Annotated in this window: 15 protein-coding genes; 9 read left to right on the top strand and 6 right to left on the bottom strand. The window is 66.2% G+C overall.

Annotated elements, in window-relative coordinates; all coding sequences use genetic code 11:
- Nucleotides 1-53: 53 nt before the first annotated feature.
- Nucleotides 54-4,154 (bottom strand): translocation/assembly module TamB domain-containing protein, encoded by a 4,101-nt coding sequence (locus NCS58_RS04085; protein ID WP_250537926.1) that lies wholly within the window; start codon nucleotides 4,152-4,154, stop codon nucleotides 54-56.
- A gap of 34 nt (nucleotides 4,155-4,188) precedes the next feature.
- Entirely contained in the window at nucleotides 4,189-5,976 is a 1,788-nt protein-coding gene (locus NCS58_RS04080) for an autotransporter assembly complex family protein (protein ID WP_250537925.1), read from the bottom strand.
- A gap of 342 nt (nucleotides 5,977-6,318) precedes the next feature.
- Between NCS58_RS04080 and NCS58_RS04075 the strand changes: the two genes are divergently transcribed.
- The 4 genes from NCS58_RS04075 to panD all read left to right on the top strand — a co-directional run bounded on the left by NCS58_RS04075 (nucleotide 6,319) and on the right by panD (nucleotide 8,722).
- Nucleotides 6,319-6,507 (top strand): DUF3460 family protein, encoded by a 189-nt coding sequence (locus NCS58_RS04075; RefSeq protein ID WP_250476444.1) that lies wholly within the window; start codon nucleotides 6,319-6,321, stop codon nucleotides 6,505-6,507.
- An 86-nt stretch (nucleotides 6,508-6,593) separates the two neighbouring features.
- Complete coding sequence (locus NCS58_RS04070; RefSeq protein ID WP_061118907.1) at nucleotides 6,594-7,421, top strand: ScpA family protein; 828 nt, start codon at nucleotides 6,594-6,596, stop codon at nucleotides 7,419-7,421.
- 70 nt (nucleotides 7,422-7,491) lie between these two features.
- The gene (gene panC / locus NCS58_RS04065; RefSeq protein ID WP_061118809.1) at nucleotides 7,492-8,325 is read left to right on the top strand and encodes a pantoate--beta-alanine ligase; all 834 of its coding nucleotides are present in this window, start codon (nucleotides 7,492-7,494) and stop codon (nucleotides 8,323-8,325) included.
- Between the two features lie 10 nt (nucleotides 8,326-8,335).
- Nucleotides 8,336-8,722 (top strand): aspartate 1-decarboxylase, encoded by a 387-nt coding sequence (gene panD, locus NCS58_RS04060; protein WP_061118808.1) that lies wholly within the window; start codon nucleotides 8,336-8,338, stop codon nucleotides 8,720-8,722.
- Nucleotides 8,723-8,770: 48 nt separating this feature from the next.
- Here panD and NCS58_RS04055 read toward each other — a convergent pair whose 3' ends face one another.
- Entirely contained in the window at nucleotides 8,771-9,397 is a 627-nt protein-coding gene (locus NCS58_RS04055) for a ParA family protein (protein WP_250537924.1), read from the bottom strand.
- A 198-nt stretch (nucleotides 9,398-9,595) separates the two neighbouring features.
- Here NCS58_RS04055 and NCS58_RS04050 point away from each other — a divergent pair, with 198 nt between their 5' ends.
- On the top strand, nucleotides 9,596-10,015 hold the full coding sequence (locus tag NCS58_RS04050) for a PaaI family thioesterase (RefSeq protein ID WP_250537923.1): 420 nt from the start codon (nucleotides 9,596-9,598) through the stop codon (nucleotides 10,013-10,015).
- Here NCS58_RS04050 and NCS58_RS04045 read toward each other — a convergent pair.
- On the bottom strand, nucleotides 10,009-11,484 hold the full coding sequence (locus tag NCS58_RS04045) for a cobyric acid synthase (RefSeq protein ID WP_250537922.1): 1,476 nt from the start codon (nucleotides 11,482-11,484) through the stop codon (nucleotides 10,009-10,011). The two genes, NCS58_RS04050 and NCS58_RS04045, sit on opposite strands and share 7 nt — an antisense overlap.
- Before the next feature lie 56 nt (nucleotides 11,485-11,540).
- On the opposite strand from NCS58_RS04045, the gene cobU reads away from it, so the two are divergent.
- Genes cobU through NCS58_RS04025 form a run of 4 tightly spaced genes read left to right on the top strand, consistent with a single transcriptional unit; the run spans nucleotide 11,541 to nucleotide 14,923 of the window.
- The gene (gene cobU, locus NCS58_RS04040; protein WP_250537921.1) at nucleotides 11,541-12,089 is read left to right on the top strand and encodes a bifunctional adenosylcobinamide kinase/adenosylcobinamide-phosphate guanylyltransferase; all 549 of its coding nucleotides are present in this window, start codon (nucleotides 11,541-11,543) and stop codon (nucleotides 12,087-12,089) included.
- A gap of 5 nt (nucleotides 12,090-12,094) precedes the next feature.
- On the top strand, nucleotides 12,095-13,036 hold the full coding sequence (gene cbiB, locus NCS58_RS04035) for an adenosylcobinamide-phosphate synthase CbiB (RefSeq protein ID WP_061118804.1): 942 nt from the start codon (nucleotides 12,095-12,097) through the stop codon (nucleotides 13,034-13,036).
- 1 nt (nucleotide 13,037) lies between these two features.
- Entirely contained in the window at nucleotides 13,038-14,033 is a 996-nt protein-coding gene (gene cobD, locus NCS58_RS04030) for a threonine-phosphate decarboxylase CobD (protein ID WP_250537920.1), read from the top strand.
- Complete coding sequence (locus tag NCS58_RS04025; RefSeq protein WP_061118802.1) at nucleotides 14,033-14,923, top strand: cobalamin-binding protein; 891 nt, start codon at nucleotides 14,033-14,035, stop codon at nucleotides 14,921-14,923. Before cobD ends, NCS58_RS04025 begins: the two co-directional genes overlap by 1 nt.
- Nucleotides 14,924-14,942: 19 nt before the next feature.
- On the opposite strand, the gene cobC is transcribed toward NCS58_RS04025, so the two are convergent.
- Nucleotides 14,943-15,512: an alpha-ribazole phosphatase family protein gene (cobC, locus tag NCS58_RS04020; RefSeq protein WP_250537919.1), complete on the bottom strand. Its 570-nt coding sequence runs from the start codon at nucleotides 15,510-15,512 to the stop codon at nucleotides 14,943-14,945.
- On the bottom strand, nucleotides 15,497-16,255 hold the full coding sequence (locus NCS58_RS04015; protein ID WP_250537918.1) for an adenosylcobinamide-GDP ribazoletransferase: 759 nt from the start codon (nucleotides 16,253-16,255) through the stop codon (nucleotides 15,497-15,499). Before NCS58_RS04015 ends, cobC begins: the two co-directional genes overlap by 16 nt.
- Between the last annotated feature and the right edge of the window lies 1 nt (nucleotide 16,256).

Below are 16,256 nucleotides of genomic sequence, written 5' to 3'. Positions count from 1 at the left end.
ACAGAAAGGGCACGCGAATCGCGTGCCCTTTTTTCGTCGAGGAGCGCGGGATGTCAGTCCGGTTCCGGCGCGGACGCGGAATCCGCCGCCGACGCCCGCGCTGCCGACGAAGACGACGCCCACAAGCGCGTCCACGAATTGAACCGCCGCGTATAGGACAGATCGACGCCTTGGTACGTCCCGCCATACGCCGTCACGGCCCAGAAGCGCGACAGGTTCAACGTAGCCTTCACCGCATTGCTCGCCGATTGCAGTCCCTGCTCATAGCCGATCACGAGCCGCTCGTTGATGGCCTTCGAGACCATCACGACCTGCGGATCGGTCAGCCCGACCTCGCTCGATCCGATCGTGAACTCGTCGAGCCCGAACGTCTGCGCGATGCGCTTGCCGCTCGTGCTGCCGAGCAACGCAAGCGCGCTCGTCATGGCGCTCTGCTGGCCGACGTTGTTGCCCTGATCCGTACCATGCCCGAACAGCAGCCACGACAGCTTTTCGTTGTCGGGCACGTTCGGCTCGGAAATCAGCTTCGCGACCGGCGCCTGCACCGTGCCTGTCACCTGAACGCCCGCCTCGACCTCCTGATTGCGCCGCATCGCAAGAATATTCAGACCCGGATTCGCGACCGGCCCGTTGAACGTGAAGAAGCCGTTCTCGATATTGAGCTTGCGCCCGAACGCCGTATACGTGGAACCCGGCGTCACGCGCACGTTGCCGACGGCGCGCAGCGGCATGTTCGGCGCGCTCATCGCCGTGATGGTGCCCGCAAGGCCGAGATCCGCGCCCGCGCCCTTGAAACGGAAGCGATCGCCGAGATTGATGGCGATATTCGCGCGCGGCGTGAACGGCCCGACCGGTTTCTCCGTCGCCGCCGTGATCGGCTGATTGCCGCCCTTGATCGTGCCATCGGGGCGCTCGATCACGACATCGTCGCCGAGTGAGGGGGCCGAGGATTCCGGCAGGTCGATGAGCGCGTGATCGACGGTGAACTTGCCGTCGATCGCCATGCCGCCCTGCAGACCCGCGTTCGCGATGGAGGCGCTGCCCGACAGCATCAGCTCGCGGTCCGGCGACGCGAACAGTTCCAGCTTGTCGGCGATGATGCTTGCGGTCAGATCGGGTTGCTGCTGGTCGAGCCGCACCTTTCCGGTCGCGCGCAACGTGCCGCTCGCGCCGTGGAACTCGACCTTCTGCAAATCGACGAGATTCTCCGACAACGCGATCCGAATGATGCCGTCCTTGAGCTGCACGCCCTGATCGACGACCGTCGCGGACAGGTTGTCGCCGGTGAGCGAGCCCGACAGATTCGGCTTCGCGACGATCCCCGCGATCACGAGCTTGAGCGCGATCTTCCCGCCCAGCAGATAGCTCGCGCCGAGCAGCCCGCCCGTCGTGCGCAGTTCGGGAATGTTCGCGTCGATAGCGCCGGTGAGCGGCGCGTTGTCGTCGAGGGTGAGCATGCCGTCGCGATTGACGAGCGGCGTGTGCACGTTCGCCTCGATCACGCCGATACGGCTCGCCTGCGCATGCAGCGACGCGTTCAGGCGATTGCCGCCGGTGAAGTCCGCGCGCGCCACGATATCCGTGATGCCGAGCGCGGAGAGACCGCGCGTGCCGTCGATCGTCACGTCGCCGCCACGGCGCTTGACCTGCGCGTAGCCGGTCGCGGTCGCGCCGAGCGAGAAGTTCCAGTCGCCGTCGAAGACGAGGTCGGTGCGGATCGGCGGCTCCGCGCCCGTCAGTTCCTGGCGCACGTCGAGCAGGTGCGGCACGGACAGGTTCGTGAGCGTGCCCGCCGATTGCAGACGGCCGTTTTCCATTGCAAACGACTTCAGGTTCAGCACCGCGCCTTCCGCGACCAGCCGCGTTGCGCCGAGCACGAGGCGCTTCGGGCCATAACTCACCGTCAGCGGCGATTCGAGATTCAGCGACGGCGTGCCCTTGTTCGACAGCTTCGTGATCGCGCCGTCCCAGTGCGGGCCGTCGGGCGCATCGGTGAACTTGCCCGCCGCGCCGAGCGCGAGATTCACCGGCTGGCCGCGCACCTTGCCCGTCGCGGTGACGTCGAGCGTGTGATGCGCGCGCGTGCCGTTCAGGTTCGCGTCGAGGTTCGCGACTTCGACGCCCTCCGTGCTCGCGTCGCGCGCCTTCAGCGTGAAGACGAGCGCGCCGTTCGCGCCGTCGCGGATATCCGCTCGGCCTTCCGCATGGCCGACGCGGTTCGCGCCGAAAACGACGCCATCGGCCTGATAGTTCGCCGCAATGTTCGGATGCGCGATCGAGCCGGTCACATCGCCGTCCGCCTTCGCCGTGCCCGCGATGCCGAAGCCGAGCCGCTCCAGCGCGGGCGCATCCACCTTGAAGCGCAGGCGGTCGCCGGGCGCGCCGAAGCTGCCGTTCAGATCGACGTTGTTGCCCGCCACCGACAGCGACGCCCTGCTCGGCAGAAGACGCGTGCCCGCGACCTGCACGGTGCCCTCGCCTGTCATCGGCAGATTGTCGTACATGCTGTCGTTCAGCTTGAACGTCGCCTTGGTCGTGAGCGTGGGCGCGAGTTGCCCCGATGCGGCCAGCGTGCCGTTCACGCGTGCTTCGATCACGCGCGCCGGCGCGGCGGGCTTCTTCGGCGCGCCTTTCGTCACCGGCGCGGGCTTCTGCGCGATCAACTGCTGTTGCAATAACAGCGGGTTGAAGTCGACGATTCTTGCCTTCAGGTCGTAGCTCGAACTGGCGTCCTTCCTGAGCGCGCCGTTCAGTTCGACCCGACCCTTGCCGACCGTGAGCTTCACGTCGTCGAGCGAGGTTTGCTTCGGATCGAGCTTCACCTTGGCTTGCGCGCGGATCGCCGCTTTCGGGTCGTTGAGATCGGCGGTGATCGTCTGCGTGTCGCCCGCGAGCACGATGCCGATCGGCCCGGCGAAATCCGTCGGGCGCAGCGTCGGCTCGATCGCGTTCAGATCGAGCTTCGCGACTTTCAGATCGAACTTGCCCTTGCCGCCCGCGAGCGCGCCGCCGCCCGTCACGGTTGCGTTCTTCACGAGCCGCACGTTGAGATCGGTGATGCTTTGCTCGGCGGCGTCGAGCCGCACGTTCGCGCGCGCGTCGATAAGCGGCAGCAGCTTCTTGTCGATGGAACCGGGCTTCGCGTTGACGATCGACACCGGCCCGCTCACGACGAACGCCTTCGGGTCCGCGCCTTCGGCCGGCTTCACTTCGGCGCGCACGGCCAGATCAGCCTCGGGCGCGCTCGGGCTGAATGCCTGCGGATTCACGTGATCGAAGGTGACGAGCGCGGACTTGAGCGGCACGTCGGCGAAGGGCAACGCTTCGACATGCGCGCGCCCGACGAGCTTCATGCCGCTCGCATCGACGTCCGCGATCAGGTCTTCCAGCGAGCCGGACAGCCGCGCGCTCACATTCACCGCCTCGTTGTTGACCTTGCCGGCATAGCCCGCGTCGCCGGAGAGCGGGAACGGGCGCGCGCCGCCATCCAGCTTCAGCGCCGCCGTCACCGCGCCGAACGGCGTATCGAGGCGCTGAACCGTCGCCTGGTGATGCTGCCCGTCGCTGCGGCCGTTGAAAAGCAGCCGCGAGAATTCGGTGGTCGTCGTGCCCTGATGCAGGCGCAGCTTCTCGACGGAGAGATCGTCGATCGCCAGTTGAATCGGAATGCGCAGATCGTTCGGCAGTTCCGTCTTCTTGCTCGGCTCGTTCGACGGCGCGATGCGGGCATCGACCGTCCCGATGTGCAGATACCCGATCGTGAAGCGCAGCGGCTCGCGGGTGAGCGCCCAGCGGCCCGACACGCTGTCGACCGCGATGTCCGTGCCCTTGCCGTCTTTCCAGTGCACGTCGCGCAGTTGCAGGCCGGTCGCGATCGCGCCGCCGTCGAGCTTGCCGCTCAGTTGCCCTTTGAGCAGCGAGGTGGCGGCGTCCCACGCGTAGCGGGTGCCGCGCTCGGTCGTCAGCACGTAGAACACGCCGCCGACGGCGAGCGCGGCGATCAGCACGACGACGAGCACGAGCGCGCCAATCCAGCGCGCGAGACGGCGCCAGCCGCTTTTGCGCGGCGGCGTCGTCTTCGCGCCGCCGTCGCCGCCGCCTTCGTTGCCGGGGGGCGACGCTTCAGCGTCCGCTTGTTTCGTCGGGTCCGTCATGCCGATTCACTTCCCTTCATCGTTCTCGCGCGCATCAGAAGGCGATGCCGAGCGTCAGATACGGCTTGATGCTCTTGTTCTTGAACCCATACGCCAGGTCGACGTTCACCGGGCCGACCGGGCTGCGCCAGCGCGCGCCGATGCCCGCGCCGGGCTGGAACACGCGCTCGCCCCAGGTGTCGGTCGCGGTGCCGATGTCGAAGAACACCGCGCCGCCCCAGTCGTGCGTGAACCAGTGTTGATATTCGCTGCTGCCCGTCACCATGTACTTGGTCGGCAGGATCGAGCCCGCGACGTTGTTGCCGATACTCAGATAGCTGTATCCGCGCACCGAGTTCGCGCCACCCGCGCGAAACAGCAGCGACGCGGGCACGCCGCTCGACGGCCCGCTCGTGAACACGCCGCCGAACTCCGCGCGGAACACGAGCAGATCGTTCTTGCCGAGCGGCACATACTGCAGCGCGTTGGTGTAGAGGCGCGCGAACGTCTGATCGGCCATCACGCCCTTGACGGCGAAGCCCGCCTCCGCCCGGATGATATTGCCGCGGCGCGGGAACAGCGGATCGTCGACGTCGCGGCGCACCCAGCTCCACGCGGGCACGAGCGCGCGCGCCGTCGACGGATTCGGCTCGTTTTGCGTCAGGCGGTCGTCGTAGAAAGTCAGCGAATACGTCGTGTCGATGTTCTGACGCGAGCGCGAACGCTGCACGCCGACGCGCGCGCTGTAGATCTCCGTGCTCGATACGTCGGTGATCGTGTAGGAGCCGAATACGGCGTTCACCCAGCCGTGCGAATCGGGCGGCATCGCCAGTTGCACGCGGCCGTACTGCTGCGTCTGGTCGAGCCGGCCGGAGATCGTGAACGGATACGCCTTCCCGAACGTGTCGAGATAGCTGTACGCGCCCTGGATGTGAAAACCCGTGTCCGTCGCGTAACCCACGCCGTAGCGGATGCTGTTGTACGGGTACTCGCTCACCTTCACGTGCAGCGGCGTTTCGACCGGCTTGCTGACGTCGTTGTCCACGTCGATCGCCACGCTCGCGTAGTACGGCGTGTTCTGGATCTGCCGCTGCAACTCGTTTACGCGCGCGACGTCGTACACCTCGCCTTCCTGAATCGGATTCACGTGATCGATGATCCACGCGGGATAGCGCTTCGGCCCGCTCACATCGAGCTTGCCGAGCGTGAAGGTCGGACCGCTGTCGAAGGTCACGGAGAGATCGGCGAGATGCGCGCGCGGATTGATGCGCGCCTGCGAGCGCACGATCTTCGCGCCGAGATAGCGCTTCGACTGCAGCGCCCTCAGCGCGGCGTTCTTCGCATCGTTCCAGCCGCTTTGCGTGAACGGATCGCCTTCGTTGACCGAAAAGGCGAAACGCGCCGCGTTCTCCCGCGCGTGGTCCTCGGTCGTCACCGCGCCGGTGAAATGCAGCTGCACCGAGGCGACCTGGGTCCGCGGGCCGGGATCGACGCTCACCTTGACGCTGCGTTTGTCGTCGACGGTCGTGACATCCGTGCGCACGACCGGCGTGAAATAGCCTTCGGTCGCGACGAGATCGCGCACGTCCTTGGGCGTGGCGGTGACGAGGAACTGGAACTGGTCGTCGCTCACGTCGTCGCGCCTCGCGAAGCGCGCGATGTCGAGATTGTCCTTGAGCAGCTTCTTTACGCTGCGCGGCGCGTCGACGTCGACGTCGTACTTGGCGAATGCAGGCGTGGCGAGGCCGAACGCGATGAACGCGACCATCAAGGCCGGCAAGCGTCCCGCGCCTGGCGACTTCGCGCGCAACGCGCGCAGCGGATCAAACGAACGCCCCGCCAAACGTGACCTCCGGCATCGGGATGAATGGGATTGGTATAAACGTGCAGCCGACGCGCAAGCGGGCGCAGGCGCTATTTCACCACATCGGCATGCGCCGCCACCGCAAAGCGGCCCGCCTCGCGCCAGACGTGCGCCGTTGGACGGCTCTGTGCCGGCCGGGTTCCACAAAACCGGCACGCACGTGCGCCTTTCGAGACACGAAACACGCGCTCGCCGATATGCGTTGCCGCCGCACGCTTGCGGTAAAATTCCGCCCAAAGGCAAATTCACAGGCGAAACGCGCGCTGGCGCGTTCGCCGACATCGTCAAAGAGGCCTGCGCCTCGACCCCAACGGAAGCCGGATCATGTATCAGTCGGATATCACCCAGTTCATCAATCAGTTGAAAGAGCAAAAGCCGTCGCTGGAAGAAGAACAGCGCCGCGGCCGCGCACTTCTGTGGGACAAGCAGCCGATCGACCTCGACGAGCGCAGCACGCAACAGAAATCCCGCGTGAACCAGACGCCCTACGTCTACTACCAGAACTTCTGAACGTGAGCGCAGCCGGCCACGAGCCGCAATCGTCCGCGCATTCGCCGCATGAGGGCAAGCGCGACGACGCACGGGAAGACCGGACGGTGGCGCTCGCCACGCCCGCGACCGATTCGACGCCCGACACCATCGACGGCGTCGCGATCGCGCATCTGTACGGCGAGCCGCTCTGGAAGCTGCCCACCGACCTCTACATTCCGCCCGATGCGCTAGAGATCTTTCTCGAAGCGTTCGAAGGCCCGCTCGACCTGCTGCTCTATCTCATCCGCAAGCAGAACTTCAACGTGCTCGACATCCCGATGGCGGATGTCACCGCGCAATACCTCGGCTACGTCGACCAGATCCGCGAATCGAATCTGGAGCTCGCGTCGGAGTATCTGCTGATGGCCGCGATGCTGATCGAAATCAAGTCGCGCATGCTGCTGCCGGTCAAGAAAGCCGACACCGGCGAGGAAGCCGAAGACCCGCGCGCCGAGCTCGTGCGGCGCCTGCTGGAATACGAGCAGATGAAACTCGCCGCGCAGAAGATCGACCAGCTGCCGCAGCTCGGCCGCGACTTCCTGCGCGCGGACATCTATATCGAGCAATCCGCCGAGCAGCGCTTCCCCGACGTCGACATGAACGACCTGCGCGCCGCGTGGGCCGACGTCATCAAGCGCGCGAAGCTGGTTCAGCATCACAAGATCTCGCGCGAGGAGCTTTCGGTGCGCGAGCATATGAGCGTGATCCTGAGGCGGCTTCAGACCGCGCGTTTCATGGAGTTCACGGAGCTTTTCGACACCACGCGCGGCGTGCCGGTGGTCGTCGTGAATTTCATCGCGATGCTGGAGCTGTCGCGCGAATCGCTGATCGAAATCACGCAGGCCGAGCCTTACGCGCCGATCTACGTGAGACTCGCGTACTCGCCCGCCTAGAATTCGCTTTTCCTTTCCCTAGCCTCGGTGCGACGCTGATCCAAGCCGCCCGCCAGGAGACACCCGCTCGATGAAAGTCATCAGCTCCATCCATGAACTGCGCGACCAGTTGCGCGGCCAGAACCGAACCGCCTTCGTCCCGACGATGGGCAACCTTCACGAAGGCCATCTCTCGCTGATGCGCCTCGCGCGCCAGCATGGCGATCCGGTCGTCGCGAGCATTTTTGTGAACCGCCTGCAATTCGGCCCGAACGAAGATTTCGACAAGTATCCGCGCACGCTGCAGGACGACATCGAAAAGCTGCAGAAAGAAAACGTCTACGTGCTGTTCGCGCCGACCGAGCGGGACATGTATCCGGAGCCGCAGGAGTATCGCGTGCATCCGCCGCACAATCTCGGCGACATTCTCGAAGGCGAATTCCGCCCCGGCTTCTTCACGGGCGTGTGCACGGTCGTGATGAAGCTGATGTCGTGCGTGCAGCCGCGCGTCGCGGTGTTCGGCAAGAAGGACTATCAGCAGTTGATGATCGTGCGCGCCATGTGCAACCAGTTCGCGTTGCCGACAGAAATCGTCGCGGCGGAGACCGTGCGCGACGCGGACGGCCTCGCGCTGTCCTCGCGCAACCGGTTCCTGTCGGCGGATGAGCGGGCCGAAGCGCCCAAGCTCGCCGAAGAGCTACAGCGCGTGCGCGAAGCGGTGCTGTCGGGCAATCGCGATATCGCCGCGCTCGAGCGCGATGCGATGAACGCGCTCGCCGGTCGCGGCTGGAAGCCCGATTACATCAGCGTGCGCAAGCGGTCCAACCTGCTGCCGCCGGGCGAGGCGGACGCGGATGCGCCGCTCGTCGTGCTCGCGGCCGCGAAACTCGGCACCACGCGACTCATCGACAATCTGGAAATCTGAAGGAAGCATCATGCAACGCACTCTGCTCAAATCGAAGATTCACCGCGCGACCGTCACGCACTGCGAATTGCACTACGAAGGCTCGTGCGCGATCGACGAAGACCTGCTCGAAGCCGCGAACCTGATGGAGAACGAGCAGATCGACATCTGGAACGTGAACAACGGCGAGCGCCTCACCACATATGCCATCAAGGGCGAGCGCGGCAGCGGCATGATCTCGCTGAACGGTTCGGCCGCCCGGCGCGCGCAACTGGGCGATCTCGTGATCATCGCGGCGTTCGCGCAGGTCGATGAGGAAGAGATCAAGGCGGGCTGGAAGCCGAATCTCGTGTTCGTCGACGACGACAACCGCATCAAGGGAAGCCGCGATCACGTGCCGACGCAGAACTGGACGTAATCGCCGCTTCCTGGCACAAGCCGGCGTTCCTGCGGGACGCCGGCTTTTTTATTTTTTAGACACCCATTCGATGATCGGCGCCCACTGCTCCAGATCCTTCTCGACGCGGCTCTTCGCCACGTCCCAGATGGTGAGACCGTGCGCCGCGAGCTGGACGTAGTTCTGCGTATCGCGCAGAAAGCCGAGCACCGGCAGGTCGAGCCCCTCGACGAAGCGATGCAGCTGGTCCGCCGAACGCGTGCGCGCATCCACGCGCATGCCGACCACGCCGACTTCGATCGATCCCTTGCGCACCGCCTTTTCCTTCGCGAGTTTCGCGAGAAAGTCCTGCGTCGCGAGAATGTCGAACATCGACGGTTGCAGCGGCACGATCACCTTGTCCGCCAGTTCCAGCGCGAGCGCGAGGCGATTGCCGTGCACGCCGGCGGGGGTATCGACGACGGCTTTCTCCAGACCTTTGGGCGGCTTCGCGGGCGTATCGATGTCGATGACCCATTCCTCGATCTTCGGCAGCGTGTCGACGCGCAACGAGAGCCACGCGTGCGATGAGCGCTGCTTGTCGAGATCGGCGAGCGCGACCCACTCGCCTTCTGCCGCGAAATACCCGGCCAGATTGGTTGCGAGCGTGCTTTTGCCCACGCCGCCCTTCGGATTTGCCACCACGATCACGGTCATGAAGTGTCCCGGATTTTTTGTTGAGCGCGCGGGCGCTTGGCCGCGCGGGCGCGCACGATTTCGCTTTACAAGAACAGGTGCATGATTCGAGCGTTGATATTATCGGCAAAAGTGCTGCATCCGGCACGCTGGCCGAACGGCCGTGCCGCATTCGCCGCCAATCCCGGCATTCGTCATCCTTTCCGACTCCGACCGCCCATGACCCAGCTCCGCCCCGATGTCACGCTCGATTTCCTGCGCCACCGCCAGAAAGGCCGCCTGCCCGACCTGCTCGGCGTGCAACTGATTTCGCTCGATCAGGGCGAACTGAACGGCGAACTCACGATCCGTCCGGAGCTGCTCGCGCCCAACGGCTTTCTGCACGCCGCGACCGTCGTCGGCCTGGCGGATACGTGCTGCGGCTACGCATGCATCGCGCATCTGCCGGAGAAGGCGCAGAACTTCACGACGCTCGAACTGAAGAGCAACCACGTTTCGACGGCGCGCGAAGGAAAGATCGTCGCGAAGGCCACGGCCGTGCATCTCGGACGCAGCACGCAGGTATGGGACGCGACGGTAACGAACGGCGACGGCAAGCTCATCGCAATGTTCCGTTGCACGCAGATGATTCTTTATTGAGCGAAGACGGCCTGCAGGGCGTCGAGATCGAGAGATTGCGCGAACGAATCCGCGAGACGATCGAGCGACGCCTCGCGCAGCGCCGGGTAATCGAGCGGCTTGGCGCCCTTCACGCCCGCCCATGCGAGCAGCGCGGCGCAGGCTTCGGGTGTGTCGAATAGGCCGTGCAGATAGGTCGCGGCGATCTGACCATCGTCCGAAACGGCGCCGTCGACGCGCCCCGCATCCAGCGCGACGAACGGCCGCGCGAGCGCCGCGCCATGCGTGCGGCCCATGTGGATTTCGTAGCCGCGCACGCTCGCTTGCGTGTCGCCGATCGTCAGCCGGCCAGCGACGTTCTCCAGTTGCTTTTGCCGCGTGAGCACGGTGACGAGATCGAGCAACCCGAGCCCGTTCACGCAACCCGCCGCGCCTTCGACGCCATCCGGATCGTCGATCGTGCGCCCGAGCATCTGCATGCCGCCGCAAATGCCGAGCATCTTGCCGCCATAACGCAGATGCCGCTCGATCGCGCGGTCCCAGCCGTTCTCGCGCAGCCACGCGAGATCGCGTTGCACGCTCTTCGAGCCGGGCAGCACGATGAGATCGGCGGGAGGCGGCGCGATGCCCGCGCGCACGTAGCTGAAATCGACTTGGGCGTGCGCACGCAGCGCATCGAAATCCGTGTGATTGCTGATGCGCGGCAGCGCGGGCACGATCACCTTCAATGCAGGTGCATCGCGGCGCACGTGCGGCTGGCTCGGCAGCATGTCTTCGGCGTCGAGTGTCAGGCCGTGCAGATACGGCAGCACGCCGAACACCGGCTTGCCGGTTTGCGCTTCGAGCCAGTCGAGCCCTGGTTCCAGCAAGCCGATATCCCCGCGAAAGCGGTTGATGACGAACCCGCGCACGCGCGCCCGCTCGCTTTCCGACAGACACGCCAGCGTTCCGACGAGATGCGCGAACACGCCGCCGCGATCGATATCGGCGACGAGCACGACCGGGCAATCGACGCGCTCCGCAAAACCCATGTTGGCGATATCGCCCTCGCGCAGATTGATTTCGGCGGGACTGCCCGCGCCTTCGACGATCACCGCATCGAACTGATCCTGCAGGCGCGCATAGGATGCGAGCACGGCATCGAACGCGATGCGCTTGTAGTCGTGATACGCGCGCGCATCCAGGTTCGCGTGCGCGTGACCGTGGATGATGACCTGCGCGCCGCGATCGCTCGTCGGTTTGAGCAGCACCGGATTGAAGTCGATGCGCGCCGGCACGCCCGCCGCGATCGCCTGCAGCGCCTGCGCGCGGCCGATCTCGCCGCCGTCGATGGTCACCGCGCTGTTGAGCGCCATGTTCTGCGGCTTGAACGGCGCGACACGCACGCCGCCGCGCCGCGCGAGACGGCACAGGCCCGCGACGAGCGTGCTCTTGCCGGCATCGGACGTCGTGCCCTGGATCATCAACGTGCCGCGTGGCGTGAATGGCATCGGGGGATTCCCATGAAGAGCAACGCGCTATCTTAGCCCGTCAGTACAATATCGCGATGACCCCCGATCTCACTTTCATCCTCGGCGGCGCGCGCTCCGGCAAGAGCGCCCGCGCGGAACGTCTTGCCGCCGAAAGCGGGCTGCCCGTCACGTATATCGCGACCGCCCGCGTGGGCGATGCGGAGTTCGCCGAGCGCGTGCGGCATCATCGCGAGCGCAGGCCGGCGCACTGGTCGCTGGTCGAAGCGCCGCTCGATCTCGCGGGCGCACTTCGCGAAGCCGATCGCCCCGGGCATTGCGTGCTGATCGACTGCCTGACGCTGTGGCTCGCGAATCTGCTCTTCGCGCCGACGAACGCGGGCGAAGCAATCGCCGTCCTGCCCGCCAGCGCGCGCGAGGCCTTTGCGCAATTCGATGCGGCGCTTACCGGCGTGCGCGGCAAGGTCATCGTCGTGAGCAATGAAATCGGGCTGGGTGTGGTGCCGCTCGGCTCGGTCACGCGTCTTTACGTCGATGAACTCGGCCGTCTGAATCAGCGCGTCGCCGCCGCGAGCGCGCGCGCGACGCTGATGGTCGCGGGCCTGCCGCTCTCGCTCAAGGGATAAGCGCGATGCTCCTTCTCTCCGCCTACGCGATGGCCCTGCTGGCGGTGCTCGGCGTGATCGTCGATCGCATCGTCGGCGAGCCGCGCGCGCGGCATCCGCTCGTCGGCTTCGGCACGCTCGCAAAGAAGCTCGAAGCGCGCATGAACACCGGCTTTCGCGCGCGGCCGGCGGGCATCCTCGCGTGGTTCGTGCTGGTCGCGCCGCCGGTGGGCATCGCGTGGTTCCTCGTCAGCGTGCTCCCGTTCGCCTATGCGTGCCTCGTGCATGTGTTGCTGCTCTGGTTCGCGCTCGGCGCGAAGAGTCTGCGCGAACACATCGCGCCGATTGCGCGCGCATTGAGCTTCGGCGATATCGACCACGCGCGCACGCTGACCTCGCGCATCGTGTCGCGCGACACGTCGCACGCCGACGAAAACGCGCTCTCGCGCGCGGCCGTCGAATCCGCGCTGGAAAACGGCAACGACGCGATCTTCGGCGCGATCTTCTGGTTCGCGGTCGCGGGCGGCCCGGGCGCGCTGATGTTCCGCCTCGCCAACACCCTCGACGCGATGTGGGGCTATCGCACGCCGCGCTATCTGCGCTTCGGCTGGGCGGCCGCGCGTTTCGACGACGTGCTCAACTTCATTCCCGCGCGTCTCACGGCGGCGACCTACGCGCTTGGCGGCGATACGCACATGGCGTGGCATTGCTGGCGCACGCAGGCGCGCTCGTGGGACAGCCCGAACGCCGGCCCTGTGATGGCCGCGGGCGCGGGCAGTTTGAACGTGCTGATCGGCGGGCCGGCGGTGTATCACGGCGTGCTCGAATCGCGGCCGACGCTCGGTGCCGGTCACGCGGCGAACCCGAGGCATGTGGTCGCGGCGTTGCGACTCGTCGAACGCGCGATGCTCATGTGGCTCGTGGCGCTGCTGGTCTTCGCCGCCCTCGGCGTCACCACGGGTAGCTGACATGGCGCATCCCATCCGGCATGGCGGCAATCTGCGCGAAGCGGCGCACCGTTACGCGATTCCTTTCGATGACTGGCTCGATCTATCGACGGGCATCAATCCGCGCGGCTTTCCGGTGCCGCCCGTGCCCCCCGAGGCATGGCGACGCCTGCCCGAAGACGACGATGGCCTCGCGGAGCGCGCCGCGCGCTATTACGGCGCGCCTTTCGCGTTGCCGGTCGCCGGTTCGCAGGCGGCGATCCGCGCGCTGCCTGCGCTGTTGCGCCGCGCGACGGCGGGCGTCGCGCCACTGACCTACGGCGAATACGCGCCGGCGTTCGCGCGCGCAGGGCACGCAATCGCGACGCTCGACATCACCGAGCGCGACTTGCCCGATACGGTCGATCACGTGATCGTCGCCAATCCGAACAACCCGACGGCGCAACACATTCCGCGCGACACGCTTTTGCATTGGCACGCGCAGCTCGCATCGCGCGGCGGCACGCTGATCGTCGATGAAGCATTCGCCGATGTCGATCCCGCGTCGTCGCTGGCAAGCGAAACCGCGCGCGAAGGGCTGATCGTGTTGCGCTCGGTCGGCAAGTTCTTCGGCCTCGCGGGCATCCGCGCGGGCTTCGTGCTGGCCGCGCCTTCGATCGTCGATGTATTGCGCGACGCGCTCGGCGCGTGGACCGTCAGCGGCCCGGCGCGTCACGCGGTCATGGCCGCGTTCGCCGATACCGACTGGCAGCGCGCGACGCGCGAACGCCTGCAACGCGACGGCGCGCGCCTCGCCGCGTTGATCGCGAGCCACGGCTTCGACGTGCGCGCGACGCCGCTCTTCGCGTGGACACCGATGCCCGAAGCGCGTGAGATTCAACACGCGCTGGCGTTGCGGGGCATCTGGACGCGCCTCTTCGATTTGCCCGGCATGACGCCGAGCCTGCGCATCGGCTTGCCGGATGCGGAAGGCGACTGGGCGCGCCTGTCGCTCGCATTGCAGGAGACTTGCGCGTGATGCTGCGCGGTGCAATCGCCTTGCTGATCGGCGTCGCTGCTGCGCAAGCGCACGCGATCACCGTGACCGATGACAGCGGCGCATCGGTCACGCTCGCGAAGCCCGCGCAACGCGTCGTCAGTCTCGCGCCGCACGTGACCGAACTGCTGTTCGCGGCGGGCGGCGGCGCGCGCATCGTCGGCGCTGTGACGTATAGCGACTATCCGAAGGAAGCGCAGGCTATCCCGCGTGTCGGCGACAACAAGGCGCTCGACCTCGAACGCATCGTCGCGTTGCATCCCGATCTGATCGTCGTGTGGCGGCATGGGAACGCGGCGCGTCAGATGGATCGACTGACGGCGCTCGGCATTCCGGTCTACTTCAGCGAACCGAAACATCTCGACGATATCGCCGCGAGCATCGACAAGCTCGGCGCGCTGCTCGGCACGTCGGCGCAAGCACACGCGAGCGCGGATGCGTTCACGCGCGACATCGCGCAACTGCGCGCGCGTTATGCGGCGCGGCCGACCGTGAGCGTGTTCTATCAGGTCTGGGACGATCCGCTGATGACGCTCAATCGCGACAACGTCTTCGACGAAGTGATCGGGCTGTGCGGCGGCGTGAACGTATTCGCGGCGGAAAAACCGCGCGTGCCGACGATATCGAGCGAAGCCGTGCTCGCGGCGAATCCCGAAGCGATCGTCACCGCGACGCCCGGCGCGACGCAGCCGGATCGCCCGTTGCCGGCGCTCGAACGATGGAAGCGCTGGACATCGTTGACGGCGGTTGCGCGCGGCAATCTCTTCGGGATCGACGGCGATCTCATCAACCGGCCGACGCCGCGCCTCGTGCTCGGTGCGGCCGAGCTTTGCCGCGATCTGGAAACCGTGCGCGGGCGGCGTGTGAAATAACCAGGGTAGCGCCGAAAGCCTAAGCATTCCACCGCACAAGCAGCCACTGCCCGCGCACGCGCCTGAACCACGCGAGCCCGCCGAAATCGAGCGGCCATTGCAGCGCGCTCTCACGCGCGATGCCGAGAAGATGCGCCGCAAGCACACGCACGACGCCGGCATGAGCGACGGCATGCACGACGTTCTTATCGACACACGCCGCGTCGAACCATGCGATAACGCGTTGCGCGAACTGCGCGAGACTCTCACCGCCGTGCGGACACGCATGTTCGACATCGGCGGCCCAGGCATCGATGAGCGCGCGATCGATCGTGTCCCACGCGCGGCCTTCCCACGCGCCGAAGTGCATCTCCATGAGACGCGCATCGATATGCGCATCGGCTGAAAGGACACGCGCCAGCGACGCGCATCGCTCGAGCGGACTCGCATGCCATCCGTCCACGCACGCCGGAACGTCCAGCGCCTTCATGCGCGCCGTCAATGCGCCGGCGAGATCGCGCACATCGTGGCGCAAGGGCACATCGGTCTGGCCATAGCACACGCCCGCTTCGATGGCGACTTCTGGATGTCGAATCAGGACGAGATCCATGCGAGCCCGATGAGATAGATCGCGATTTCGAACACTTGCTGCGCGAATCCCAGGCAATCGCCCGTATAGCCGCCGATGCGACGCACGAAGTATCGCCCGATAAAGAAGCGCAAAACGATCAGCGCGACGATCGTGACGCACGCGAGCTTCCAGTCGATCACGAAAAGCCAGGGCACGCCGAACACGAGCGCGAGCGCGAACGACGCAGCGCTCATGCGCTGCGCGACCGGTTTGGCCTTGCCCTCGGCGCGCACGTAGTCGAGCGTGACGAGATAGCTGATCGCGAACGCGCGGCTCGCGGCGTGCGCGGCGATCATCGTCCACGCGACGCGTTGCGGCGGCAGCGCGGTGAGCGTCTGCCATTTCAAAGCGAGCGCGATCACGAGTGCAATCGCGCCGAATGCGCCGATGCGCGAGTCGTGCATGATGCGCAGCGCATCCTCGCGCGTGTACGCGCCGCCGAACGCATCGACGCAATCGGCGAGTCCGTCTTCATGGAACGCGCCGGTCATGACGAGCGTCGCGGCCATCGACAACAGCACTGCGACGCCCGCGGGAAACACGCGCAACGCCGCGAGATAGACGAGCGCCGCGACACCGCCGACCATCGCGCCGACGAGCGGAAAGTAACGCGCCGCCGCGTTCAGATACTCGCGCTCGAAGCCGACCCAACGCGGCACCGGCACGCGCGTGAAATAGCCGAGCGCGGTGAAGAAGTAGCGCAGTTCGTCGAGGGGACGCATC

The organism is Caballeronia sp. INML3B (assembly GCF_023631305.1).
GTDB lineage: Bacteria > Pseudomonadota > Gammaproteobacteria > Burkholderiales > Burkholderiaceae > Caballeronia > Caballeronia turbans.
Note: the sequence above shows the minus strand (reverse complement) of the source record. Positions and strands in the feature narration are given on the sequence as shown.